The organism is Pseudomonas sp. SDI (genome assembly GCF_003105155.1).
In the GTDB taxonomy this organism is placed as follows: Bacteria; Pseudomonadota; Gammaproteobacteria; order Pseudomonadales; family Pseudomonadaceae; genus Aquipseudomonas.
Genome location: NZ_QETK01000013.1, coordinates 101394 through 123996, shown reverse-complemented (window position 1 = coordinate 123996; position 22603 = coordinate 101394). Strand labels below are relative to the sequence as shown.

The window sequence follows — 22603 nt, the reverse complement described above, 5'->3', positions numbered from 1 at the left end:
CGGCTTGGCCGCCGGCGCTTCAGCCACGGCTTTCGCAGGGGCTCACCTGCTTCAGGTGAACGACGAAGTTGCACGGGCGGTGACGGACATCCAGCTGTTCGGCGAGGATCCCGTCCCAGGCGGTGCGGCAGGCGTTGGTCGAGCCAGGCAGGCAGCAGACCAGGGTGCCGTTGGCCAGCCCGGCGAGGGCGCGCGATTGCACGGTGGAGGTGCCGATGTCGGCCAGGGAGATGTGACGGAACAGCTCGCCAAAGCCATCGACCTGCTTGTCGAGCAGGCAGGCTACCGCTTCCGGGGTGCTGTCGCGGCCAGTGAACCCGGTACCGCCAGTGATCAGCACCACCTGGACCTGGTCGTCGGCGATCCAGGTCGCGACCTGGGCGCGGATCTTGTACAGGTCGTCCTTGAGCAGCACACGGGCGGCCAGGTTATGCCCGGCTGCGCCGAGACGGTCGACAAACAACTGGCCGGAGGTGTCGGTTTCCAGCGTGCGCGTATCGCTGACGGTCAGCACGGCAATATTGAGGGGCACGAAGGGTACATCAGCCTTGGCTTTCATCTGGCCTTGATCCATTGGGAGGGAGGAATGGCCGAAGTTATATCACAGGGAAGTAACGGGGACATGAGCTGGGTCTATGGAACGCAGACCGTGCGCGCGCGTCCCGCGCCCACAGAGACCACAATGCCAATCAGGAGCCGCTATGCTCAACCTGCAAGGAACTTTGCGGTAACAGCCCGCGTCTCAAAAACATTACACGGAACCACTCTTTACTGGAGAGACACAATGATTCAACGGACCCTCCCTGCTTTCCTCCTCGCACTCGGCCTGGGCACCCTCGCTGGCTGTGCATCGCCGACCGTGATCACCCTAAACGACGGCCGTGAGATCCAGGCGGTCGACACCCCTAAATATGACGACGATTCAGGCTTCTACGAGTTCGAACAACTCGACGGCAAACACACCCGGATCAACAAGGACCAGATCCGCACCGTCAAGGAAATCTGATTTGCCTGGCACACGCATCGCTCAAAGGGGCTTGTCGAGCGCGGAATTTTGAGTAGAATTTCTTCCATCGGAGTGTAGCGCAGCCAGGTAGCGCGTCTCGTTCGGGACGAGAAGGCCGCAGGTTCGAATCCTGCCTCTCCGACCAACTCTTTCCAGCAAAGCCCGCCTCGCGCGGGCTTTGTCGTTTGTGCGGTGCCAGCAAGGGTGCCACGATTGCCCTGCACCGCGCGGCGCAGCAGAATGCACGCCTTTTTCCTACAACCGAGGTTGTTTCAAATGCGTAAGACTCTTGCTGCCCTGACCCTGGGCCTGTTGTTCGCACACGGTGCTGTCGCCGGCGACGGCCAGACAGCCCTGGGGGGCGGCCTGGGCGGTGTGCTCGGCAACGTGGTCGGGCAGAAGCTCGGTGGCAGCACCGGCGCCGCCATCGGCGCTGGCGTGGGTGGCGCGGCCGGTAGCGCGATGGGCGCGAAAAAAGGCAACAAGGCCAAGGCCGCGCTGGGCGGAGGCCTGGGTTCGGCAGGGGGCTCGCTGGTGGGCGGCAAGCTTGGCGGCAGCACCGGCTCGGCCATCGGTGCCGGCCTGGGTGGTGCGGCAGGCGGTGCCCTGGGCAACAACCTGGCGGACAAGAAGCGCCGGCATTGATAAACCGCTAGGGCCTCATCGCGGGACGACTCGTCCCGCGATGCTTTCAGGCCTTCAGCCGCGCCGTTACCTCGCCCAACTGCCCCGACAGCGCATGCAGGCGATGCCCGGCCTGCTCGGTACGCTGCACCGCACCCTGGTTGTCGGTGGCGATCCGGGTGATTTCCACCAGGTTGCGGGAAATATCCTCGGCAACGCTGGTCTGCTCTTCCGCCGCCGTCGCGATCTGCCGGTTCATATCGCGAATCGCCTCCACCGCGTGGGTAATCCGCTGCAACATCGCCCCTGCCTGCTGCACCTGCTCGGCCCCCTCCTCGCTGCGCGCCTGCCCGCTCTCGATGGCTTTCACCGCCTCGACCGCGCCCGACTGCACTGCGCTGATGATCTGGTTGATCTCGGCAATCGACGCCGCGGTACGCTGCGCCAGGCTACGTACTTCATCGGCGACCACTGCAAAGCCACGCCCGGCCTCGCCGGCCCGCGCCGCCTCAATGGCCGCATTGAGCGCCAGCAAGTTGGTTTGCTCGGCAATCCCGCGGATCACCTCCAGCACCTTGCCGATCCGCGCGCTGTCCTGCTCCAGGTCGCGAATCACGGTCGCCGTGCCAGCAATCTCGCGGTTGACCACGGCAATGGTGTCGATGGTCGCCTGCATCACCTGCTCGCCGGCCTGGGCACTGTGATCGGCCTCGTCCGCCGCTCGCGCCGCATCGGCAGCATGGCGGGCCACTTCCTGGGCGGTGGCCGACATCTCATGCATTGCCGTGGCCACCTGATCGGTACGTTGGAACTGATCGTCGGTGCCACGCGCCATGCCGCCGGCCAGGGTGCGCAGTTCACCACTGGCCGCCTCCAGCTCGCCAGCGTTGTCCTGCAGACGGCCAACGGTGTCGGCGAGGAAATCGCGCAGGGTGTTCGCCGCTTTGGCCAGCTTGCCCAGTTCGTCCTGCCGGTCACTTTCGACTCGCGCGTCAAAGCGCCCCTGACTCAAGTGCGCAACGTATTCGATCAATCGACCAATCGGCTCGATCAGGCTGCGGTTGACCCGCCACAGGCTGAGCACACCAATCAGCAGCGCCGAGCCGAGCATCACCAACGCTCCCAGCCACACCGTGCGCTCGGCACTGGCGCTGATCGCCACGGCCTGCCGGTCGGCCGCCGCGCGCAGTTGGCTCACCAGCTCGCTCATCTGTTCGCTGGCCGCGCGGTCGACGCCCTTGACCGCCTGATCGCCCGCGGCTGGATCGCCCCCCGCGGCCAGGAACGCGTCACGCCCACGGCCATACGCTACGCCCAGCTGGGCATGGGCATCCTTGAGCTGTTGCAGGCGCGCGCGCAAGGCCGGGTCGGCGCTGCTGTCGCGCAGCAGTTGGGCAAGAATCTGCTGCACCTGCTGCTCGCGGGCCTGGAACTGCTGCCAGTACTTGTCCAGCTCGGCCGGCTGCTTGCCACGCAGCAGGACGTTCTTCCACTCCTGCACCTGCACCTTGAACTGCAGGTTAGCCTCGTCGATCTGCTGTGACGCGCGCAACGGCCCGTTCACCAATTGGCCGTAGCCCTGCACGCTGGCGGAGAGGAAATGGAAGCACACCAGGGCAATCAACAGCACTGCCAGCAGGCTGCCGCCGAGCAAGGCAAGAATTTGCATCCGCAGGGATTTACGCAAAGACATCGAATGGGGTCTCGAAACAAGGGGTGGGGAACGAAGCCGTCGCGCAGTGGCCACGACCTGCCAAAGACCTCCCTGTCTTCGATTTCCTGGCAAAAAAAAGCTGCCATCGAGCGATGGCAGCCAAACTGCATTGAGCATTACGCAACAGCTGCACTCGATACTCTCAGGGGATTGCTACAGAAATGTGACAAAACCCCGTGCCGCTGTCACAAATTCGTAAAGAAGCTCATTCGGTGTTGAATTGCAGGGCCGCCAGCCGTGCATACAGCGGGCTCTCGACAATCAACTGGCGGTGGTTGCCGATAGCTACCAGCCGGCCCTGATCGATGACCGCAATGCGGTCGGCATGCTGTACGGTGGCCAGACGGTGGGCGATCACCAGCGTGGTACGTCCCGCCATCAGGCTCGGCAGGGCTTGCTGGATCAGGTGCTCGCTTTGCGCATCGAGGGCGCTGGTGGCCTCGTCGAGCAGCAGGATCGGCGCGTCCACCAGCAATGCCCGGGCAATCGCCAGGCGCTGACGCTGGCCGCCGGACAAGCCCAGGCCGGCATCGCCCAGGTGGGTCTGGTAGCCCTGCGGCAGTTGCAGAATGAATTCATGCGCATGAGCGGTACGCGCCGCCGCCTCGACCTCGGCGCTGCTGGCGTCGGCGCGACCATAGCGGATGTTCTCCTCGACCGTGCCGAAGAACAGCGCCGGGCTCTGCGCAACCAGCGCGAAATGCCGGCGCAGGTCTTGCGGGTCGAGGTTGGTCAGGGCCTGACCGTCGATGAGGATGTGCCCTTGTTGCGGGTCGTAAAAACGCAGCAGCAGGTCGAACAGCGTCGATTTGCCAGCACCGGACGGTCCGACCAGGGCCAGGGTTTCGCCGGGCTCGATGCTCAGCGTCAGGCCGTCGATGGCCGCCGGGGTGGGCCGCGACGGGTAGGCAAAATGCACGTCCTGCAGGGCCAGACGGCCGCGGACCCGCGACGGCAGGGTCACCAGGCCCTGTTGCGGGGCCGCGATCTCGCTGCGCGCGGCCAGCAGCTCGGCAATCCGTTCGGCCGCGCCGGCCGCGCGCTGCAACTCGCCGATCACTTCGCTGAGGGTGCCGAAGGCGCTGCCGACGATCAGGCTGTAGAACACGAACGCGGCCAACTCACCACCGGAAATCCGTCCGGCAATCACGTCCATGCCGCCGACCCAGAGCATCACCCCGACCGCGCCAAGCACCAGCACGATCACCAGGGTGATCAGCCAGGCGCGCTGGACGATGCGTTTGCGCGCGGTAGCGAAGGCCGCCTCGACGGTCTGGGCAAAACGCAGGCGGTCGCGCTCCTGGTGGTTGTAGGCCTGCACGGTCTTGATCTGGCCGAGCGTTTCCGCCACGTAGCTGCCGACGTCGGCGATACGGTCCTGGCTCTGCCGCGACAGGCTGCGCACGCGCCGGCCGAAAATCAGGATCGGCGCCAGCACCAACGGCAGCGCCAGCACCACGATGCTGGTGAGCTTGGGGTTGGTGACGAACAGCAGCACGATGCCGCCCACCACCATCAGCGCATTGCGCAGGAACAACGACAGCGACGAGCCGATCACCGATTGCAGCAGGGTGGTGTCGGTGGTCAGCCGCGACTGGATTTCCGAGCTGCGGTTGCTTTCGAAAAAGCCCGGGTGCAGCTCGATCAGGTGCTCGAACACCTGCTGGCGCATGTCGGCCACGCAGCGTTCGCCGATCCACGACACCAGGTAGAAGCGGCTGAAGGTACCCACCGCCAGCGCCAGTACCAGCAGCATGAACAACCCGATGGACTGGTTGAGCAGGTGTGGCGACTGGGTCATGAAGCCCTGGTCGACCAGCAGGCGGATGCCCTGCCCCATCGACAGGGTGATAGCGGCGGTAAGCACCAGCGCCAGCAATGCAGCCATGGCCTGCTGGCGGTAGGGGCGGATGAAGCGCCAGGCGAACTGGATGGCCTGGCGTTGGCGCGAGGAAAGCGGAATGGGCATGAACGAAGCCATAGCGGGGGCGAATGTATGCAGCCTACACCCGACCGCCTGTCGCGCGCCAAGAAACTCTGGGAGTACACCGGGCGTTGCACACCAGACTGGCGCGATACCCGGCACAAGTGCCGCGCAGTAGACGCTAGACTGTTTCGTTCTAACGTGTCACTGGCAGTTTTGCGCGGTTTCTGTTGGACTGACCAGGCGTGACTGATCACCGAAGGCGTTGTCACAGGGCGGTCATCTCGCCGATCTAGTCTGAGCTTGCAACCTGATGAGGAGACAGGAAATGAGCTTGCAAAATAGCAGCGGTAAAGCGGAACATTCGAAACATCCGAACCTGCCCTGCGGTTCGATCATCGACGCGCAAGGGCGCGAGGTGCCGATTACCGAGGACATGATCCAGCATGCCTGCGCAGTGCTGGAGAAAAGCCGGAAAGAGCCCGCCAAGTCCAAGAAAGACTGATTCAACGGAATTCAAATGACCCGGCCTTGTGCCGGGTTTTTTATTGCCTAGGCGGGTCTTATCGCGGGACGAGCCCGCTCCCACAGAGAGCACCACCAACCCTGTGGGAACGGGCTCGTCCCGCGATGAGGCCAACAATTCAAACCACAATGGCACCCAACGCCCGCACCATCTGCACCAGCTCCGGCGCCTGCCCCTCGACCCGCACCGCCAGCCCGTCAATCTCGCGGCGTACCGGGTAGGCCTTGCGCAAGCCGTCGAACGCCGCCCGTTGCTGCAACGGATCGCGGCTCAGGCTGCGGCGAAAATCCGCATCGTCGCGACGCGGGTCGTACACCGCCCGGCACACCGTCGCCAGCGCCCAGGCCGGCTCGGTCGCAGCCTGCAGATCAAGCCGCGCCAGCCACGGCGGCGGCAGCAGATCTGCCAGTTGCACCTGCGGCGTCTCGCCACGCCAGGCACAGAATGCCTGATAGATCTGCGCCGTACCGCGCTGCTTGCCGTCCAGGCTGTAACCGGCAATATGCGGCGTGGCAATCACACACAGGTCGGCCAGGCCCAGGTCGACCTGCGGCTCGCCTTCCCACACGTCGAGCACCGCCTGCACGTCGTCGCGCGCCTGCAACAAGGCGCGCAAGGCCGGGTTGTCGACCACCGGCCCGCGGCTGGCATTGATCAACCAGGCGCCCGGACGCAGTTGCGCCAGGCGTGGTGCATCGAGCAAGTGCCAGGTCGGCTGGTCACCGTCGCGGCTCAGCGGCGTGTGCAGGCTGATCACGTCGCATTGCTGGAGCACCTGCTCCAGGCTCACATAGTCGCCGCCCTCGCTGGCCTGCCGTGGCGGGTCGCAGACCAGCACGTTCCAACCCAGCCCGCGCAGCACCTGCACCAAACGCCCACCGACCTCGCCAGCCCCAACCACGCCATAGGTACGCGATGCCAAGGCCACGCCGTCGAGATCGGCCAGGGTCAGCAAGCTGCCTAGCACGTAGTCGACCACGCCGCGCGCGTTGCACCCCGGCGCGCTGGACCAGTGAATGCCGGCCTCGGCGAAGTAGCCCAGGTCGAGGTGATCGGTGCCGATGGTGCAGGTGCCGACGAAGCGCACCTTGCTGCCGTCGAGCAGGGCGCGGTCGACCTGGGTCACCGAACGCACCAGCAAGACATCGGCGTCCGTCACGCAGGCCCGGTCGATGGCCCGCCCCGGATAACGGCGAATTTCGCCGAAGCCGGCAAAGAAGGCATCGAGCAGCGGGATATTCTCGTCGGCAACAATCAGCATGGCGCTCTCCTGTAGGGGAACGCAGTGTAGGCCCATCGACGCCGCTGGTTCCAGCAGCGCGACGGCTCATCGCGGAGTTTCCTGACCGATACGTCAAAGCGTAGACTACGCGGTTCACTGCCCCCGGACCCTGGACACCTGCCTTGTGACACACACGAACACCGCCCGCCTCTCCCGCCCTGCCCGGGTTCGCACCGAAGTGCGCAGCCTGCTCAGCCTGGCCACGCCGATCATCATCGCGCAGCTGGCGACCACCGCCATGGGCTTCGTCGATGCGGTGATGGCTGGCCGCGTCGGCCCGCGCGACCTCGCGGCTGTAGCCCTGGGCAACTCGATCTGGGTGCCGGTGTTCCTGCTGATGACCGGCATTCTGCTGGCTACCACGCCGAAGGTCGCACAACGCTTCGGCGCCGGACAATCGGCCGAGATCGGTCCGCTGGTGCGCCAGGCCCTATGGTTGGCGCTGGTGGTGGGATTGGGCGGCAGCGCGTTACTGCTCAGTGCCGAGCCGATCCTGCACCTGATGAAAGTCGACCCTGAGCTGATCGCGCCGTGCATGGCCTACCTGCACGGCATCGCCTTCGGCTTCCCGGCCATCGCCCTCTACTACGTGCTGCGTTGCTGCAGCGATGGCCTCGGCCGTACCCGCCCAAGCATGGTGGTCGGCCTTGGCGGGCTGATGCTGAACATTCCACTGAACTATGTGTTCATCTATGGCCATCTCGGCGTGCCGGCGATGGGCGGGGTCGGTTGCGGCTGGGCCAGCGGCATCGTCATGTGGGCTATGGCGCTGGGTATGGCGTTCTGGCTCGGGCGCGCTGCGGCCTACCGCGACAGCCATGTGTTCAGCCGTTTCGACTGGCCACAGTGGGCGGTGATCAAGCGCCTGCTGTCGGTCGGCTTGCCGATTGGCATCGCGGTGTTTGCCGAATCGAGCATCTTCGCGGTGATTGCCCTGTTGATCGGCAGCCTGGGTTCGACCGTGGTCGCCGGGCACCAGATCGCGCTCAACGTCAGTTCGCTGGTCTTCATGATTCCCTATTCGCTGGGCATGGCGGTCACCGTGCGCGTGGGTCAGGCGATCGGCGCCGGCGACCCGCGCCAGGCGCGCTTCGCTGCGGGCGTGGGGATGGCCACGGCGTTGGCCTATGCATGTTTTTCGGCGAGCCTGATGCTGTCGTTGCGGGAGCCGATTGCGACTATTTATACCGCCGACGGCGCAGTGATCCAGATTGCCTCGATGCTGATCGTGTATTCGGCGCTGTTCCAGTTCTCCGACGCCATCCAGGTGACGGCGGCGGGCGCCTTGCGCGGTTATCAGGACACGCGGGTAACGATGATCCTGACCCTGTTCGCCTACTGGGGGATTGGCCTGCCGGTGGGCTACCTGCTCGGCCTGACCGACTGGCTGGCCCCGGCCAGCGGCCCGAGCGGCTTGTGGCAAGGCTTGATTGTCGGCCTGACCTGCGCCGCGCTGATGCTCTCGGTGCGCCTGACCCGCAGTGCGCGCAAGCGCATTCGCCAGGCGCCGCAGGCTTAGTCGAGCTTCTTGCGAATCCAGTACAGGTAGGTGCCGGCGTCTTCCTGCTGCTGGACCAGCTCGTGGCCAAGGAATACGCAGAACTTGGGTATATCGCGACGGGTCGACGGGTCGGTGGCGATCACCTTGAGCAGGCCGCCTGCGGCCAGATCGCGCACGTGCTGGTGCAGCATCATGACTGGTTCGGGGCAATTCAGGCCGGTGGCATCGAGGGTGGCGTCGGGGGTGAGATCGGTCATCGGGGGCTCCGAGGTCGGGGGCGGTTATTGTGGTGCACGTAAGTGCTGGGGTCGACTTGCGGGCCTCATCGCGGCTTCAGATCCAGCCGGCGCAGATGGCAGGTCACTTCTTCGCGGTCGTGATACAGCTGCTTGCAGCCAATCGACACCTTCACCTTGCGCGCCTTGAAGCCTTCCTCGATGCGCTCGAGCAAGCGCCGGACCTCGGCGTAGCGCTGCTTCATCGGCAGTTTCAGGTTGACCACCGCCTCGCGGCACAAGCCCTCGCCCAGCCAGGTTTCCAGCAGCGCCGCACTGCGCGCCGGTTTCTCGACGATGTCGCAGACCATCCAGTCCACCATCTGCTTCGGCTTGTAGGTGAAGCCATCGGCCATCAGGTGTTGTACCAACCCGGTGTCCATCAGGCTCTCGGCCATCGGCCCGTTGTCGATCGCCGTCACCAGCATGCCGCGCCGAACCAGCTGATAGGTCCAGCCACCCGGCGCCGCGCCGAGGTCGACCCCGGTCATGTCGCCCGACAGCCGCTCGTCCCACTGATCGCGCGGGATGAAATGGTGCCAGGCCTCCTCCAGCTTCAGGGTCGAACGACTCGGCGCCTCCCGCGGAAATTTCAGGCGCGGAATACCCATCGGCCACATCGCCGAGTTGTTCGCCGGCGCCAGGCCGACAAACACCCGCCGACCACTGACGAAGGTCAGCAACAGGCGCGGCTTGCTCGCGCTCTCTTCCAGTCGGCCGGCCTTGCTCAACGCCTTGCGCAGCGGCACTTCGAATTTGCGGCAGAAGGTGGAAAGCTCCTTGCCATCGTTGGTGTCCATCACTTCCAGCCACAGGCTGCCGCACACCGGGTAATCGGCCAGGTGTTCCAGCAACACCCCGACGCGGTCGGTCTCGGGCAGCTCGACAAAACTGCCACGCGCCCACTGCCGCGGGAAAATCAACTGTTCGAAACGCAACTCGCGCATCAACTGCGCAGCGCCCTCGGCATCGTTGCAGACAAACTCGGCACAGGCGCTCTGCGGCTTGGCCTTGGCATAGCCGGCAACGCCCAGGCGCGCGGCATGCTCGGCGATCTCCGAACAGACCTCGCCCTCGAAGCCGGGCCGACAATGCATAAACAGGGTATTCATCACTCACTCCAGAACGGCCGGTGGCAGATTTCCACCAAGGCCTGACCGCGCGCAACGCGCAACGGCAGCAAATCGGCGAATGATAAAGGAGTTTCGGAACTGGCGACACGCCCCGCCGGTCCAGTACAGGGTCAGGGAGTGCAAAAGCAGCTAACCTGATCGTTCGCCAGGTCCGTGCCGTGCGGACCGTCACAGAGGCGGTGAACCGGCCCCTGCAAGGAAGATTGCCGCTCACCGGCGCAAAAGGAGTGGGTAGATGTCCTCGATCGACAGCCTGAAAACCCTCAAGACCCTCACGGTAGACCACCGTGAATACCATTACTACAGCTTGACCGAAGCCGCCCGAAGCCTCGGCGACCTGCAACGTCTGCCGATGTCGCTGAAAGTGCTGCTGGAAAACCTGTTGCGCTGGGAAGACCACAAGACCGTCACCGCCAACGACCTGCATGCCCTCGCCGACTGGCTGAAAGAGCGCCGCTCGGACCGCGAGATCCAGTACCGTCCGGCGCGGGTCCTGATGCAAGACTTCACCGGGGTGCCGGCGGTGGTCGACCTGGCCGCCATGCGCGCGGCCATGGCCAAGGCCGGCGGCGACCCGCAACGGATCAACCCGCTGTCGCCGGTGGACCTGGTGATCGACCACTCGGTGATGGTCGACCGCTACGCCAGCCAGGCGGCGTTCGGCGAAAACGTCGACATCGAGATGGCGCGTAACGGCGAACGCTATGCGTTCCTGCGTTGGGGGCAGAACGCCTTCGACAACTTCAGCGTGGTGCCGCCAGGCACCGGCATCTGCCACCAGGTCAACCTCGAGTACCTGGGCCGCACCGTCTGGACCCGCGAAGAAGACGGCCGCACCTACGCCTTCCCCGACACCCTGGTCGGCACCGACTCGCACACCACCATGATCAACGGCCTCGGCGTGCTTGGCTGGGGCGTCGGCGGCATCGAGGCGGAAGCGGCCATGCTCGGTCAGCCGGTGTCGATGCTGATCCCCGAAGTGATCGGTTTCAAGCTCACCGGCAAGCTGCGCGAAGGCATCACCGCCACCGACCTGGTGCTGACCGTCACGCAGATGCTGCGCAAGAAAGGCGTGGTCGGCAAATTCGTCGAATTCTATGGCGACGGCCTTGCCGACCTGCCGCTGGCCGACCGCGCCACCCTTGCCAACATGGCCCCGGAATACGGCGCCACCTGTGGTTTCTTCCCGGTGGACGAGGTGACCCTCGACTACCTGCGCCTGTCCGGCCGCCCGCAGGCCACGGTGGCGCTGGTCGAGGCCTACTGCAAGGCCCAGGGCCTGTGGCGCCTGCCGGGCCAGGAGCCGCTATTCAGCGACAGCCTGGCACTGGACATGCACGACGTCGAAGCCAGCCTGGCCGGGCCGAAACGGCCGCAGGACCGGGTTGCCCTGTCGCAGGTCAAGCAAGCCTTCGATGGCTTCCTCGGGCTGCAACTGAAAGCCTCCAGCAAAGACCTCGGCCGCCTGGAAAGCGAAGGCGGTGGCGGCGTCGCCGTCGGCAATGCCGATCAGGCCGGCGAAGCCAGCTACGAGCACCAGGGCCAGACCCACCTGCTGCGCGATGGCGCGGTGGTGATCGCGGCGATCACCTCCTGTACCAACACCTCCAACCCGAGCGTGATGATGGCCGCCGGGCTGGTGGCAAAGAAGGCCGTGGAAAAAGGCCTGAGCCGTAAGCCCTGGGTGAAGAGCTCACTGGCCCCCGGCTCCAAGGTGGTCACCGACTATTACAAGGCCGCCGGCCTGACGCCGTATCTCGACGCGCTGGGTTTCGACCTGGTCGGCTACGGCTGCACCACCTGCATCGGCAACTCCGGGCCACTCGACGAACCGATAGAGAAAGCCATCACCCAGGCCGATCTCACCGTGGCCTCGGTGCTCTCCGGCAATCGCAATTTTGAAGGCCGCGTACATCCGCTGGTGAAAACCAACTGGCTGGCCTCGCCGCCGCTGGTGGTGGCCTATGCACTGGCCGGCAACATACGCGTCGATCTGACCAGCGAAGCGCTGGGCCTGGGCAAGGACGGCAAACCGGTGTACCTCAAGGACATCTGGCCCAGCCAGCAGGAAATCGCCGACGCTGTGGCCAAGGTCGATACGGCGATGTTCCACAAGGAATACGCCGAGGTGTTCGCCGGCGACGCGCAATGGCAGGCAATTGAAGTACCGCAGGCCGCGACCTATGTCTGGCAGGACGATTCCACCTATATCCAGCACCCGCCGTTCTTCGACGACATCACCGGGCCGCTGCCGGTCATCGCCGATATTCCCGGCGCGCGGATCCTCGCCCTGCTCGGCGACTCGGTCACCACCGACCACATCTCCCCGGCCGGCAATATCAAGGCCGAGAGCCCGGCCGGGCGCTACCTGCGCGCCAAGGGTGTCGAACCACGCGACTTCAACTCCTATGGCTCGCGGCGCGGCAACCACGAAGTGATGATGCGCGGCACCTTCGCCAACATCCGTATCCGTAACGAAATGCTCGGCGGCGAGGAAGGCGGCAATACCGTCCACGTGCCCAGCGGCGAGCAGCTGGCGATCTACGATGCGGCCATGCGCTACAAGGCCGAAGGCACGCCGCTGGTGGTGATTGCCGGGCAGGAATACGGCACCGGCTCCAGCCGCGACTGGGCGGCCAAGGGCACCAACCTGCTGGGCGTGAAAGCCGTACTGGCGGAGAGCTTCGAACGTATCCACCGTTCCAACCTGGTGGGCATGGGGGTGCTGCCGCTGCAGTTCAACGCCGGGCAGACCCGCAAGAGCCTGCGCCTGAGCGGCCATGAGCGCATCGACATCCTCGGCCTGAGCGGCGTGCAGATCCAGCCGCACATGACCCTGCGCCTGCGCATCCAGCGCGACGACGGCAGCAGCGAGCAGATCGAGGTGCTGTGCCGCATCGACACGCTCAATGAAGTGGAGTACTTCAAAGCCGGCGGTATCCTGCACTATGTGCTGCGACAATTGATCGCGAGCTGAGGCCCTGCCCTATGGCCCGGCCCCTTGTGGCCGGGCCTTTTTTCGTCTGCACTGCGCGTCGAAAACGGCGCTTTCTGCACCGGACAGCGCAATCCAACGTGTCCTGAAGCGTTGCCAGGAAGTCGAAAACTTCTTTTTCATCGCAAAGGACTCCGCCATGCGCGCTTCTCAATGGACCGGACTGGCCCTGCTCGGTCTCGGCTACGCCATCGCTCTGGCTTACGGCAGCGTGGGCCTGACCGCCCTTCCCGCCTTTCTTCTGCTGTTCGGCAGCGCCTGGTTGGTGCGGCGCGGCACACACCGCTGGCAGGTCGGCCTCGGCCATGCCCTGTTCGTGCTGTTGGCCGTGGCGTTGGCGCTGCACTGGCTGCCGGGCTTCCACAACCCGAAAGTGATCCAGCCGGTGCAACTGAGCGAGGGCGCGCTGCCGCTGTCGCTGTACCTGAACCTGGACAAGCCGCTGATCGGCTTCTGGCTGCTGCTGGCCTGCCCGTGGATCTTCAGCGTCGGCCGCCGCCAGGGGCTGCTCAGCGTCGCCCTGCTGCTGCCACTGACCTGCCTGGTGTGCCTCGGCCTGGCACTGGCCATGGGCATGATCGGCTGGGCGCCAAAATGGCCGGAGCAGGCCTGGTTGTGGGCCCTGAACAACCTGCTGCTGGCGAGCCTGACCGAAGAACTGCTGTTTCGCGGCTACCTGCAAGGCAGCCTGCAACGGGCCCTCAAGGCGGTGCCACAGGGGCAGAACCTGGCACTGCTGCTGACCGCCACGCTGTTCGGCCTGGCGCATTTCGCTGGCGGCTGGCACTGGGTAGGCCTGGCCGGGCTGGCCGGCATCGGGTACGGCCTGGCTTACCGCTACGGCGGACTGTACGCGGCGCTGGCGTGCCACTTCGGGCTCAACCTGGTGCATTTTGCCGGTTTCAGCTATCCGCAGCTGATCCCACTATGAACGTACGGTCTTTAGCCGACTTATGTGTCAAAAATATGAAAGAATGCAGCTAATTTATTGAAACTTGGACAGTTCCTGTAGCTCAGGTCAGGATGACCTACCTTGCGCTGGATCAACTTTCTATAAATATCCATTCAATAAAAACGCCTTTCTGCCGATACCTCACGAAAGCCTTGCGGATTGAACAGCTTATGCGTAACAACCAGCCGATTACCCAGCGCGAACGGACTTTCCCAGCTCAGCAACGTTTGATCTCGACCACCGATGCCAAGGGTGTAATCACCTATTGCAACGATGCCTTTGTCGAAATCAGCGGTTTCTCCCGAGAAGAGCTGGTTCGCGCTCCTCACAACCTGGTCCGGCACCCGGATGTGCCACCCGCCGTGTTTGCGCATATGTGGAGCACCCTCAAGCAGGGGCTACCGTGGATGGGCATCGTCAAGAACCGCTGCAAGAGCGGCGACCACTATTGGGTCAACGCCTATGTCACACCGGTGTACGACAACAACCAGGTAGTCGGTTACGAGTCGGTACGGGTCAAACCGACCGCCGAACAGGTGCGTCGCGCCGAAGAACTGTACACCCGCATCAACCAGGGCAAGCCGGCCGTTCCGCGCCGCGACAAGTGGCTGCCGGTGCTGCAAGACTGGCTGCCGTTCATTCTGGTCAGCCAGATCGGCTTCCTGATCGGCAGCTGGCTGGGCCACTCCTGGGGCTTCGCCGTGGCGGCCGGGCTGTCGGTGCCGCTCGGCCTGCTCGGTTTAACTTGGCAGCAGCGCGGGCTCAAGCGCCTGCTGCGGCTGGCTGAACAGACCACTTCCGACCCGCTGATCGCACAAATGTACACCGACAGCCGCGGCGTTCAGGCACGCCTGGAAATGGCCATGCTCAGCCAGGACGCACGCCTGAAAACCTGCCTGACCCGCTTGCAGGATACCGCCGAGCACCTCAATGAGCAGGCGCGTCAGTCCGACGCCCTGGCCCATAACAGTTCCTCGGGCCTGGAGCGCCAACGCGTCGAAACCGAACAGGTCGCCGCCGCGGTCAACCAGATGGCCGCCACCACCCAGGAAGTGGCCAACCATGTGCAGCGCACCGCCGATGCCACCCAGGAGGCCAACCGCCTGACCGGCCGTGGCCGCGATATCGCCGGGGAAACCCGCGAAGCGATCCAGCGGCTGTCGGTAGCCGTGGGCGAAACCGGGCAGACGGTGACCCAGCTGGCCCGCGACAGCGATGAAATCGGTGGTGTGGTCGATGTAATCAAAGGCATTGCCGACCAGACCAACCTGCTGGCGCTCAACGCGGCCATCGAAGCGGCGCGTGCCGGTGAGATGGGCCGTGGCTTTGCGGTGGTTGCCGACGAAGTTCGGCAACTGGCGCAGCGCACCAGTGAATCGACCGGGCAGATCCACGGCCTGATCGCCAAGCTGCAGCAAACCGCAAGCAATGCGGTGCAGACCATGGAAGCCGGCCATCGCCAGGCCGAAGAAGGCGTGGCGCGGGTAATGGAAGCCGATCAGGCACTGGCGGGTATCAGCGAAGCAGTGGCCAACATCACCGACATGACCACGCAAATTGCCGCTGCGACCGAAGAGCAAACCGCGGTCGCCGACGAGATCAGCCGCAACATCAGCACCATCGCCGAACTCGCCGACCAGACTTCCGAGCAGGCCCAGCATTCGGCCCTGCTCAGCGAAGAGCTGACCCGCACCGCCACCACCCAGTACTCGCTGGTAGAACGCTTCAACCGCTAAAGCCTGTGGCGCACACCGTTCGCGGTGTGCGCCGGCAGCGCCCGTCTAGAAGTCCAGCGTCAGCCGGCTTTCGAAGTAACGCTCCTCACCACTCAACGGATCTTTGAAGCGCAGGCTATGTGCCAGCAGTTTGAGCGGCTTGCTGTAATCGTCCTCGCCATTGACCACGTCCGGGTAGAACGGATCGTTGCAGATGCTCGCGCCGAGCGCGGTCATGTGCACCCGCAACTGGTGGGTTTTACCGGTAACCGGCGACAGGCCGTAACGCCAGAATTCACCTTGCTGCTCCAGCACCTGGGCAATGGTTTCGCTGTTCGGCGTGCCGGGCGCTTCCTGCATGCGGAAGAACGGCTCGCCGCTGACCATGCGGCTTGTGTGCACCCGCGGAAACGTCAACTCAGGCAAGGCCCGGGCGATGGCCTGGTAGTGCTTGTCGATTTGTCGGGTAGGAAACAACTGCTGATAGGCTGTACGGCTTTGCGGGTTGGCCGAAAACAGCACCAGCCCGGCGGTGTGCCGGTCGATACGGTGCAGGGGCACCAGGTTGGGGTTGTCGAGGCGGCGGATCAGCCGGCGCAGCAAGGTGTGCTCGACGTACTCGCCCGTGGGTGTCACCGGCAGGAAATGCGGCTTGTCGGCGACCACCAGGTGCTCATCGCTGTACAGGATATGTTCCTGCACCGGGATCGGCTTTTCGTTGGGCACTTCGCGGAAGTAATGGATGCGCAGCCCTTGCTTGTACGCAGTTGCGTTACTGATCGGCTGGCCCTGCGCGTCGAGCACCTTGCCACGGGCAATGCGGTCGAGCCATTGCTCGCGCCCGATGGCCTTGAAGTGATCGCACAGGCAGTCCAGCACGGTGGCCCAATTGCCGGGCGGCAGGCACACCGTGCTGGCTTGATGCCGGGCCGGGTCGAAAGTAACGCTCATGGGCACACTCGCAGGATAATGACCCGGCATTATCCTGCATGCCCGGCCGATCAACCAGCCCGGCTGGCCGCAGCCTCGGTGAACTCCTTGAGCCAGCGCAGCACCTGCACCGCTTCCCAGCGGGTTGGATCGTACAAGGCGTACAACAAGCCTTCGTAGCCGACCACGTCCAGAGGACGGTGATAGCCGGCGCGCTGGAACAATGCCTCGATCTCGGCGAAGCAGGTGTTGAAATGAACTTTGCTGAACGGTGTCTTGCCCTCGGTGACCAGGCCATCGAGGCGTAATTCGAGCACCGCCTCCTGAACCTTGTCGGCGGACATGCGGTTGATGCTGTATTTCAATTGTTCGACGTTGACCATCGACTGTTCCCTCAGGCGCATGCAATCGCCCCATTACTGTATTTATATACAGCATAGGGATGAGCAGCGTTATCGTCAATCGGCCGTGCCTGTCAGCACAGCCCCGACAGGTAGCCGGTCCCCTTGCGGATGGTCAGCACCTGCCGGCGCGCACCGGTTTCGGCCAGGCCCACGTGAATCCAACTGTCGTACTCGTAGATGAGCTGGTCGAACACCAGCGTACTGTTGATCAGCCGCTGCGCCAGCTCCCGGGGGGAAAACTTCACCGCGCTGATGTCGGCGGCCAGGCCCTTGGTATGAGCACTGCTGGGTGAACCACCGACCTTCTGGTTCAGTGCCAGGCTGCGAAAGCCGCTGCTGATGAGGATCGGGCAGCCGGCAATGCTGCGCACCTGCTCCAGGGTCTGGCTAAGCCGACGCAGGTTGGCCAGCGCCATGGCGTCGGGGGTATTGTTGATGCCTTCGCGGCTGGCGACTTGCGACACGGTCAGTTCGGCGAGGGTGAAAAACGGGCTCAGGTACATCGGTGCCACTCCTTGGCAGGCGGAAAATCAGCCGCGATTGTCCAACGAGCAGGCGCCCTCTGCACTCGGCACTTTGCATCGCCATGTAAACGCCCCGGCCTGGTTCTCCTAGCGCAGGAACGCCACCACCTGATCGGCATCGAACGGCCAGTTCAGCTCGGCGCCGCTGTCGCAGCGGCGCAGCACCGGGATGATCAACCCGTAGTGTTCGACCAGGCCCTCGCTCTCGGCGATGTCGACCAGTTCGACCAGCAGGCCATGTTCGACGAATGGCATCAGCAGGGCTTCGGCAACTTCGCACAGGTGGCAACCGAGCGTACCGAACAGTTGGCATTCAGGAAGCATGAACAGCACCGACACAAATGGAAATGGAGGGTTATTCTAGGACCCTCGGCCCGCCGCCGTCGACCCGCGCAATACACAGGCCGGCGAGCTGACCTGGATCATTGGTCGCCTGCCCATTACCGGTTAGGCTTGGCGGTTTTTTGCGCTGTTTACATGGAGTGTGTGAGTGTTTGCCAACCTGCTGATCATCCTGGCCTCGTCGCTGGTCGTTATCGCCGTGTTCCGCCGCCTGCAGTTGCCGCCGGTGCTCGGCTACCTGTGCGTCGGCCTGTTCGTCGGACCGACTGCGCTCGACTGGGTCAACGAAAGCGAAGAACTGCCGGACCTGGCGGAAATGGGCGTGGTGTTCCTGCTGTTCTCCCTGGGGCTGGAATTCTCCCTGTCGAAAATGCTCGCCCTGCGCCGGGTGGTCTTTGGCCTGGGCAGCCTGCAGGTGATCTGCACCGCCGTCCTGCTGGCCGGGCTGCTGGCCCTGCTGGGCATGCCAGCGAATGCCGCGCTGCTGCTCGGCGGCGGCCTGGCGCTGTCGTCCACAGCAATCGTCAGCAAGGAACTGACCAGCCTTGGCGAGATTTTCAGCAGCCATGGCCAGAACGCGATCGGCGTGCTGCTGTTCCAGGATGTGGTGGCGGTGCTGCTGCTGACCCTGGTGCCGGTGTTTGCCGGCGACAGCGAGCAGGCCTGGTACTGGGCCCTGCCGCTGACCCTGGGCAAAACCCTGGTGCTCTTCGTCGGCCTGCTGCTGGCCAGCCGCTGGCTGCTGCCGCGGCTGTTCCATGAGGTCGCTGCCTCGCACTCGGCCGAGTTGTTCGTGCTGCTGGCCCTGGTGATCGTGCTGCTGACCGCCTGGCTCACCCACCTGCTTGGCCTGTCGCCGGCGCTGGGCGCGTTCCTCGCCGGCATGCTGCTGGGCGAAAGCCATTACCGGCACCAGATCGAGGCCGACATCCGGCCGTTCCGCGACATTCTGCTGGGGCTGTTCTTCGTCAGTATCGGCATGCTCATCGACCTGCCGCTGTTCGCCAGCCACGGCCTGGAGATCCTCGGCCTGACCGTCGGTCTGCTGCTGCTCAAGGGCTTCGTCGTCGCGGCGCTGGTACGTCTGCGCGGCAGCGATGCGGAAACCGCCTGGCGCAGCGGCCTGGCCCTGGCCCAGGGCGGCGAGTTCTGTTTCGCCCTGATGGCGCAGATGGCGCAAAGCCGGCTGCTGCCCGAGGGCCTCGGCGATCTGCTGCTGGCCGCCACCTTCTGCTCGATGCTGGTCACCCCGCTGCTGCTGCGTGCCGCCCCGAGCATGGCGGCGCACCTGCACCGCAAGCCGAACCAGGAAGTGCACCTGGAAGCCATCGGCGCGCAGAGCGCCGACCTCGATGGCCACGTAGTGATCTGCGGCTATGGCCGCGTCGGCCAATCGATCGGGCGCTTCCTGCGCCGCGAGCAGGTGGACTTCATTGCCCTCGACGACGACCCAGTGCGGGTACAGGAAGCCAGCGCCGGCGAGCACGACGTGCATTATGGCGACTCGCGCCGGGGCGAGCTGCTGAGCGCTGTCGGCCTGGACCGCGCGCGCCTGCTGGTGATCGCCGTGGACAAGACCGATGTGGCGATGAGCGTGCTCAAGGCCGCACGCCACCTGAACACGCAGATTCCGGTGCTGGTGCGGACCCGTGACGACAGCCTGCGCGACGAATTGCGCGCGGCCGGCGCCAGCGCCGTAGTGCCGGAGTTGCTTGAATCGAGCCTGATGCTCGCCTCGCACGCCCTGGTGATGCTCGGCCTGCCGCAGGAGCAGGTGCAGCAACGCGTCGATGAAGTGCGCAAAAACCGCTATCGCCTGCTGCACGGTTTCTATCAAGGCGCCCAGACCAACCCGCTGGACAGCGAAGGCCAGCCAAAGGTGCTGATGCACGCAGTAACCCTTGGCGCTGATGCCTACGCCTGTGGCCGCCCGCTCAGCGAGTTGGCAATCGAGCAGACCGGGGTCGAGCTGCAAGCCGTGCAGCGTGACGGCAACGCGTTGCAACTGGAGCCGCAAACCTGCCTGCACGCCGGCGACGCGGTACTGCTGACCGGCCCGGTCAGCGCCCTCGACGCCGGTGAGGCGCGCCTGCTGGCCGGACGCTAAGGCGTTCTAGTCCTGGCTGGTGGCGCCGATCTTGTGAATCGACACGTCGGCGCCGTAATACTCCTGCTCCTGGCTCAGGCGCAGGCCGCACACGGCCTTGAGCGTGCCGTACACGGCAAAGCCGCCGGCCAACGCCACCAGCACACCGGCCAAGGTGCCGAGCAGCTGGCTGATCAGGCTGACGCCACCAAGGCCGCCGAGCAGCGTCTGGCCGAAGATTCCGCAGGCAATCCCACCCCATACGCCGCAGATACCGTGGAGCGGCCAGACACCGAGCACGTCGTCGATCTTCCAGCGGTTCTGCGTGGCGGTGAAGCACCAGACGAACAACGCCCCGGCAAGCGCCCCGGTCACCAACGCCCCCACCGGGTGCATCAGGTCGGAACCGGCACAGATCGCCACCAGCCCGGCCAATGGGCCGTTGTGCAGGAAGCCCGGATCGTTGCGCCCGACCAGCAGCGCCGCGACAGTGCCGCCCACCATCGCCATCAGCGAGTTCACCGCCACCAGGCCACTGACCGCCGGCAGGGTCTGCGCGCTCATCACGTTGAAGCCGAACCAGCCGACGATCAGGATCCACGAGCCCAGCGCCAGGAATGGAATGTTCGACGGCGCGAACGCCACCAGTCGGCCGTCACGGTAGCGCCCATTGCGCGGACCGAGCAGCAGCACCGCCGCCAGCGCCAGCCAGCCGCCCATGGCGTGCACCACCACGGAGCCGGCGAAGTCATGGAAGCTGGCGCCGAAGCGCTCGGCCAGCCAGGCCTGCACGCCAAGGTTGCCATTCCAGGCCACGCCTTCGAAGAACGGGTAGACGAAGGCGACGATCAATGCCGTGGCGCACAGTTGCGGGGCAAACCGCGCACGCTCGGCGATACCACCGGAAATGATCGCCGGGATCGCCGCAGCGAAGGTCAGCAGGAAGAAGAACTTGACCAATCCGTAGCCATGTTCTGCGCCCAGGGTGGCCGCCGGGTGCATGAAGTGCACGCCATACGACAGCCAGTAGCCGATAAAGAAGTAGGCCAGGGTCGAGACGGCGAAGTCGCTGAGGATCTTCGACAACGCATTGACCTGATTCTTGTGGCGCACAGTGCCGACTTCGAGAAAGGCGAACCCGGCGTGCATGGCCAGAACCATGACCGCGCCAAGCAGGATGAACAGCGTGTTGGAGCCCTGGAGCAGAGAGTCCACGGCGCTTTGCAGATTTTCCATGAAGAGGCAGGCCTGCTGGGTAGAAAAAAGCACCAAAGCGGTTCGCATGAGGTGAATGGCGCACCATGCCGGATCACCCGAGTGCCGCCTAGTCGACAGATACCACACTGCCGTGGAGTTTTTTCCTGGGTTTGTCTTGGATTGGGTTAAGGTTTACAGGCTCAGGCAGGAAGCCCGCGCCCGGATTCGGCGCAGCGCCCTGCCAGGCGCACCATGACAAAGCAAATGCTGTACCAGCCGATGACACTGAACCTTCGGCAGCGCCGCGCACTCGAAATCCCAAACGCCCACATTCGACGGAGAACTCCATGGCCAGCAAAACGGCAAAGACTGCTCAAGAAATTCTGATGGCTGACTTCCAGACCCTGGTGCAGGACACCGAAAAACTGCTGGAGCACACCGCGACCCTGGCGGGCGATCAGGCCGATGCATTACGCGCACAGATCCACGACAGCCTGCAGCGCGCCCGCGACAGCCTGCAGCAAACCCAGGATTCGGCCCGCGAGCGCGGCCAGGCTGCCCTGAGCGCCACCGAAGACTATGTCCAGAGCAACCCCTGGCAGTCGGTCGGCATCGCTGCTGGCGTGGGCTTCCTGATCGGCCTTCTGGCCAGCCGGCGCTGAGGTTCGGGGTATGGAAACCGAAACCACCGGTTCGTCTTCGCGGCGCCTGGGCGCCGCTATCCTCGGCCTGCTGCATGGCCATGTGGAACTGTTCGGCATCGAGCTGCAGGAGCAGAAAGCCCGGACCCTGAGCCTGCTGCTGTTTGCCGGGCTGGGACTGGTGTTCGCGTTGCTGCTGCTCACCGCCCTCTCCGCCCTGCTGCTGGTATTGCTCTGGGACAGCTATCGGCTGGCCGGGATCATCGGCTTGTGCGTGTTCTATGGGTTGGCCGCGGTGTTCTGCGGCCTGCGCCTGAAAGCAGCCGTGTTCGATGAATCGTCGCCGTTCAAGGCTACCCTCGAAGAACTCGCCAAGGACCGGGAGCGCCTGTTGCCATGAGCTTGCCTGAATTGCCACACACCGCCGACCGCCGCGAACTGCGCAAGGCACTAGTGCGCCTGCGCCTGGAGATGCACCGCCAGGAAATCCGCCACGAATCCGGCCAGGTACTGAAACCGTTGACCCGCCTGCGCTCGATGGGCAGTAACCTGCAGGACGGCATCCAGGGCGGCCTGGGTATCAAGCACGCACCGCTGTGGGGAATTGCCGGGGTCGTGCTGCTTGGCTTCCTCACCGGCAAGGGCGCCCGCGGCGGCGGCCTGGCCCGACTGGCCGGCCTGGCGAGCAGCCTGACACCGCTGCTCAAGCTGTTCATGCAGCAAAACGGTGACAAGCGCTAACGAACTGGCGGCATTCTTGCAAAGCGCAACGGCGGGCTGTGGTCCGCCGTTGCTGGCCAACCGGTCAGCCGTCCTGCGCATCGCAAGGAGC

At 64.7% G+C, this 22603-nt stretch carries 22 protein-coding genes, 1 tRNA gene and 1 pseudogene; 12 read left to right on the top strand and 12 right to left on the bottom strand.

Annotation, left to right across the window (positions count from 1 at the left end; all coding sequences use genetic code 11):
• Nucleotides 1-19: 19 nt before the first annotated feature.
• Nucleotides 20-559 carry a molybdenum cofactor biosynthesis protein B gene (gene moaB / locus DCO48_RS11140; RefSeq protein ID WP_116550658.1) on the bottom strand — a complete coding sequence of 180 codons (540 nt, stop codon included), beginning with the start codon at nt 557-559 and terminating at the stop codon, nt 20-22.
• Between the two features lie 225 nt (nt 560-784).
• Here moaB and DCO48_RS11135 point away from each other — a divergent pair, with 225 nt between their 5' ends.
• The 3 genes from DCO48_RS11135 to DCO48_RS11125 all read left to right on the top strand — a co-directional run bounded on the left by DCO48_RS11135 (nt 785) and on the right by DCO48_RS11125 (nt 1651).
• Nucleotides 785-1006 (top strand): YgdI/YgdR family lipoprotein, encoded by a 222-nt coding sequence (locus DCO48_RS11135; protein ID WP_116550657.1) that lies wholly within the window; start codon nt 785-787, stop codon nt 1004-1006.
• Between the two features lie 68 nt (nt 1007-1074).
• Nucleotides 1075-1151, top strand: a tRNA-Pro gene (locus DCO48_RS11130).
• Between the two features lie 131 nt (nt 1152-1282).
• Nucleotides 1283-1651, top strand: coding sequence for a glycine zipper domain-containing protein (locus DCO48_RS11125; RefSeq protein ID WP_116550656.1), 369 nt, complete (start codon nt 1283-1285; stop codon nt 1649-1651).
• Nucleotides 1652-1697: 46 nt separating this feature from the next.
• Here DCO48_RS11125 and DCO48_RS23235 read toward each other — a convergent pair whose 3' ends face one another.
• The 3 genes and pseudogenes from DCO48_RS23235 to DCO48_RS11115 form a co-directional block, all read right to left on the bottom strand.
• Nucleotides 1698-2411: a methyl-accepting chemotaxis protein gene (locus DCO48_RS23235; RefSeq protein WP_371919500.1), complete on the bottom strand. Its 714-nt coding sequence runs from the start codon at nt 2409-2411 to the stop codon at nt 1698-1700.
• Nucleotides 2412-2582: 171 nt separating this feature from the next.
• Nucleotides 2583-2741, bottom strand: a pseudogene (locus tag DCO48_RS23230) (HAMP domain-containing protein); the annotation flags it as partial.
• A gap of 808 nt (nt 2742-3549) precedes the next feature.
• Nucleotides 3550-5313 (bottom strand): ABC transporter transmembrane domain-containing protein, encoded by a 1764-nt coding sequence (locus tag DCO48_RS11115; RefSeq protein ID WP_116550670.1) that lies wholly within the window; start codon nt 5311-5313, stop codon nt 3550-3552.
• A gap of 283 nt (nt 5314-5596) precedes the next feature.
• Here DCO48_RS11115 and DCO48_RS22725 point away from each other — a divergent pair, with 283 nt between their 5' ends.
• Nucleotides 5597-5773, top strand: a complete 177-nt coding sequence (locus DCO48_RS22725; protein ID WP_165840760.1) for a PA1571 family protein — start codon at nt 5597-5599, stop codon at nt 5771-5773.
• 139 nt (nt 5774-5912) lie between these two features.
• On the opposite strand, the gene pdxB is transcribed toward DCO48_RS22725, so the two are convergent.
• On the bottom strand, nt 5913-7055 hold the full coding sequence (gene pdxB, locus DCO48_RS11110) for a 4-phosphoerythronate dehydrogenase PdxB (RefSeq protein WP_116550654.1): 1143 nt from the start codon (nt 7053-7055) through the stop codon (nt 5913-5915).
• A gap of 145 nt (nt 7056-7200) precedes the next feature.
• Here pdxB and DCO48_RS11105 point away from each other — a divergent pair, with 145 nt between their 5' ends.
• A complete protein-coding gene (locus DCO48_RS11105; protein WP_116550653.1) occupies nt 7201-8595 on the top strand; it encodes an MATE family efflux transporter in 1395 nt (464 codons plus the stop codon).
• Here the strand turns inward: DCO48_RS11105 and tusA are convergent.
• Nucleotides 8592-8834, bottom strand: coding sequence for a sulfurtransferase TusA (tusA, locus tag DCO48_RS11100; protein ID WP_116550652.1), 243 nt, complete (start codon nt 8832-8834; stop codon nt 8592-8594). The two genes, DCO48_RS11105 and tusA, sit on opposite strands and share 4 nt — an antisense overlap.
• A gap of 65 nt (nt 8835-8899) precedes the next feature.
• Nucleotides 8900-9964 (bottom strand): 23S rRNA (cytidine(2498)-2'-O)-methyltransferase RlmM, encoded by a 1065-nt coding sequence (gene rlmM, locus DCO48_RS11095; protein WP_116550651.1) that lies wholly within the window; start codon nt 9962-9964, stop codon nt 8900-8902.
• 256 nt (nt 9965-10220) lie between these two features.
• On the opposite strand from rlmM, the gene acnA reads away from it, so the two are divergent.
• The 3 genes from acnA to DCO48_RS11080 all read left to right on the top strand — a co-directional run bounded on the left by acnA (nt 10221) and on the right by DCO48_RS11080 (nt 15668).
• Complete coding sequence (gene acnA / locus DCO48_RS11090) at nt 10221-12962, top strand: aconitate hydratase AcnA (RefSeq protein WP_116550650.1); 2742 nt, start codon at nt 10221-10223, stop codon at nt 12960-12962.
• Between the two features lie 157 nt (nt 12963-13119).
• Complete coding sequence (locus DCO48_RS11085) at nt 13120-13911, top strand: CPBP family intramembrane glutamic endopeptidase (RefSeq protein WP_116550649.1); 792 nt, start codon at nt 13120-13122, stop codon at nt 13909-13911.
• 191 nt (nt 13912-14102) lie between these two features.
• The gene (locus DCO48_RS11080; protein WP_116550648.1) at nt 14103-15668 is read left to right on the top strand and encodes a PAS domain-containing methyl-accepting chemotaxis protein; all 1566 of its coding nucleotides are present in this window, start codon (nt 14103-14105) and stop codon (nt 15666-15668) included.
• 45 nt (nt 15669-15713) lie between these two features.
• Here the strand turns inward: DCO48_RS11080 and DCO48_RS11075 are convergent, their stop codons facing one another.
• The 4 genes from DCO48_RS11075 to DCO48_RS11060 form a co-directional block, all read right to left on the bottom strand.
• Nucleotides 15714-16598: a pseudouridine synthase gene (locus tag DCO48_RS11075; RefSeq protein ID WP_116550647.1), complete on the bottom strand. Its 885-nt coding sequence runs from the start codon at nt 16596-16598 to the stop codon at nt 15714-15716.
• Nucleotides 16599-16648: 50 nt separating this feature from the next.
• Nucleotides 16649-16960: a transcriptional regulator gene (locus tag DCO48_RS11070; RefSeq protein WP_116550646.1), complete on the bottom strand. Its 312-nt coding sequence runs from the start codon at nt 16958-16960 to the stop codon at nt 16649-16651.
• A 92-nt stretch (nt 16961-17052) separates the two neighbouring features.
• A complete protein-coding gene (locus DCO48_RS11065; protein WP_116550645.1) occupies nt 17053-17484 on the bottom strand; it encodes a D-Ala-D-Ala carboxypeptidase family metallohydrolase in 432 nt (143 codons plus the stop codon).
• A gap of 108 nt (nt 17485-17592) precedes the next feature.
• Complete coding sequence (locus DCO48_RS11060) at nt 17593-17829, bottom strand: glutaredoxin family protein (RefSeq protein ID WP_116550669.1); 237 nt, start codon at nt 17827-17829, stop codon at nt 17593-17595.
• A 166-nt stretch (nt 17830-17995) separates the two neighbouring features.
• Between DCO48_RS11060 and DCO48_RS11055 the strand changes: the two genes are divergently transcribed.
• Nucleotides 17996-19954 carry a monovalent cation:proton antiporter family protein gene (locus tag DCO48_RS11055; RefSeq protein ID WP_116550644.1) on the top strand — a complete coding sequence of 653 codons (1959 nt, stop codon included), beginning with the start codon at nt 17996-17998 and terminating at the stop codon, nt 19952-19954.
• A 6-nt stretch (nt 19955-19960) separates the two neighbouring features.
• On the opposite strand, the gene DCO48_RS11050 is transcribed toward DCO48_RS11055, so the two are convergent.
• Nucleotides 19961-21169, bottom strand: coding sequence for an ammonium transporter (locus DCO48_RS11050; RefSeq protein WP_116550643.1), 1209 nt, complete (start codon nt 21167-21169; stop codon nt 19961-19963).
• A gap of 308 nt (nt 21170-21477) precedes the next feature.
• Here DCO48_RS11050 and DCO48_RS11045 point away from each other — a divergent pair, with 308 nt between their 5' ends.
• Genes DCO48_RS11045 through DCO48_RS11035 form a run of 3 tightly spaced genes read left to right on the top strand, consistent with a single transcriptional unit; the run spans nt 21478 to nt 22512 of the window.
• The gene (locus DCO48_RS11045; protein ID WP_116550642.1) at nt 21478-21792 is read left to right on the top strand and encodes a YqjD family protein; all 315 of its coding nucleotides are present in this window, start codon (nt 21478-21480) and stop codon (nt 21790-21792) included.
• A gap of 10 nt (nt 21793-21802) precedes the next feature.
• Nucleotides 21803-22171 carry a phage holin family protein gene (locus DCO48_RS11040; protein ID WP_116550641.1) on the top strand — a complete coding sequence of 123 codons (369 nt, stop codon included), beginning with the start codon at nt 21803-21805 and terminating at the stop codon, nt 22169-22171.
• Nucleotides 22168-22512: a hypothetical protein gene (locus DCO48_RS11035; protein WP_116550640.1), complete on the top strand. Its 345-nt coding sequence runs from the start codon at nt 22168-22170 to the stop codon at nt 22510-22512. The genes DCO48_RS11040 and DCO48_RS11035 overlap by 4 nt, the downstream gene beginning before the upstream one ends.
• The last annotated feature ends 91 nt before the right edge of the window (nt 22513-22603 follow it).

Coding starts and splice junctions, on each gene's coding strand:
- DCO48_RS11050 (WP_116550643.1), bottom strand. CDS start 21,169: ATGGAAAATCTGCAAAGCGCCGTGGACTCTCTGCTCCAGGGCTCCAAC.
- DCO48_RS11040 (WP_116550641.1), top strand. CDS start 21,803: ATGGAAACCGAAACCACCGGTTCGTCTTCGCGGCGCCTGGGCGCCGCT.
- DCO48_RS11070 (WP_116550646.1), bottom strand. CDS start 16,960: ATGGTCAACGTCGAACAATTGAAATACAGCATCAACCGCATGTCCGCC.
- DCO48_RS23235 (WP_371919500.1), bottom strand. CDS start 2,411: ATGCATGAGATGTCGGCCACCGCCCAGGAAGTGGCCCGCCATGCTGCC.
- DCO48_RS11075 (WP_116550647.1), bottom strand. CDS start 16,598: ATGAGCGTTACTTTCGACCCGGCCCGGCATCAAGCCAGCACGGTGTGC.
- pdxB (WP_116550654.1), bottom strand. CDS start 7,055: ATGCTGATTGTTGCCGACGAGAATATCCCGCTGCTCGATGCCTTCTTT.
- DCO48_RS11125 (WP_116550656.1), top strand. CDS start 1,283: ATGCGTAAGACTCTTGCTGCCCTGACCCTGGGCCTGTTGTTCGCACAC.
- DCO48_RS11060 (WP_116550669.1), bottom strand. CDS start 17,829: ATGCTTCCTGAATGCCAACTGTTCGGTACGCTCGGTTGCCACCTGTGC.
- DCO48_RS11035 (WP_116550640.1), top strand. CDS start 22,168: ATGAGCTTGCCTGAATTGCCACACACCGCCGACCGCCGCGAACTGCGC.
- rlmM (WP_116550651.1), bottom strand. CDS start 9,964: ATGAATACCCTGTTTATGCATTGTCGGCCCGGCTTCGAGGGCGAGGTC.
- DCO48_RS11080 (WP_116550648.1), top strand. CDS start 14,103: ATGCGTAACAACCAGCCGATTACCCAGCGCGAACGGACTTTCCCAGCT.
- DCO48_RS11085 (WP_116550649.1), top strand. CDS start 13,120: ATGCGCGCTTCTCAATGGACCGGACTGGCCCTGCTCGGTCTCGGCTAC.
- DCO48_RS11045 (WP_116550642.1), top strand. CDS start 21,478: ATGGCCAGCAAAACGGCAAAGACTGCTCAAGAAATTCTGATGGCTGAC.
- acnA (WP_116550650.1), top strand. CDS start 10,221: ATGTCCTCGATCGACAGCCTGAAAACCCTCAAGACCCTCACGGTAGAC.
- DCO48_RS11115 (WP_116550670.1), bottom strand. CDS start 5,313: ATGCCCATTCCGCTTTCCTCGCGCCAACGCCAGGCCATCCAGTTCGCC.
- DCO48_RS11065 (WP_116550645.1), bottom strand. CDS start 17,484: ATGTACCTGAGCCCGTTTTTCACCCTCGCCGAACTGACCGTGTCGCAA.
- DCO48_RS11135 (WP_116550657.1), top strand. CDS start 785: ATGATTCAACGGACCCTCCCTGCTTTCCTCCTCGCACTCGGCCTGGGC.
- moaB (WP_116550658.1), bottom strand. CDS start 559: ATGAAAGCCAAGGCTGATGTACCCTTCGTGCCCCTCAATATTGCCGTG.
- tusA (WP_116550652.1), bottom strand. CDS start 8,834: ATGACCGATCTCACCCCCGACGCCACCCTCGATGCCACCGGCCTGAAT.
- DCO48_RS22725 (WP_165840760.1), top strand. CDS start 5,597: ATGAGCTTGCAAAATAGCAGCGGTAAAGCGGAACATTCGAAACATCCG.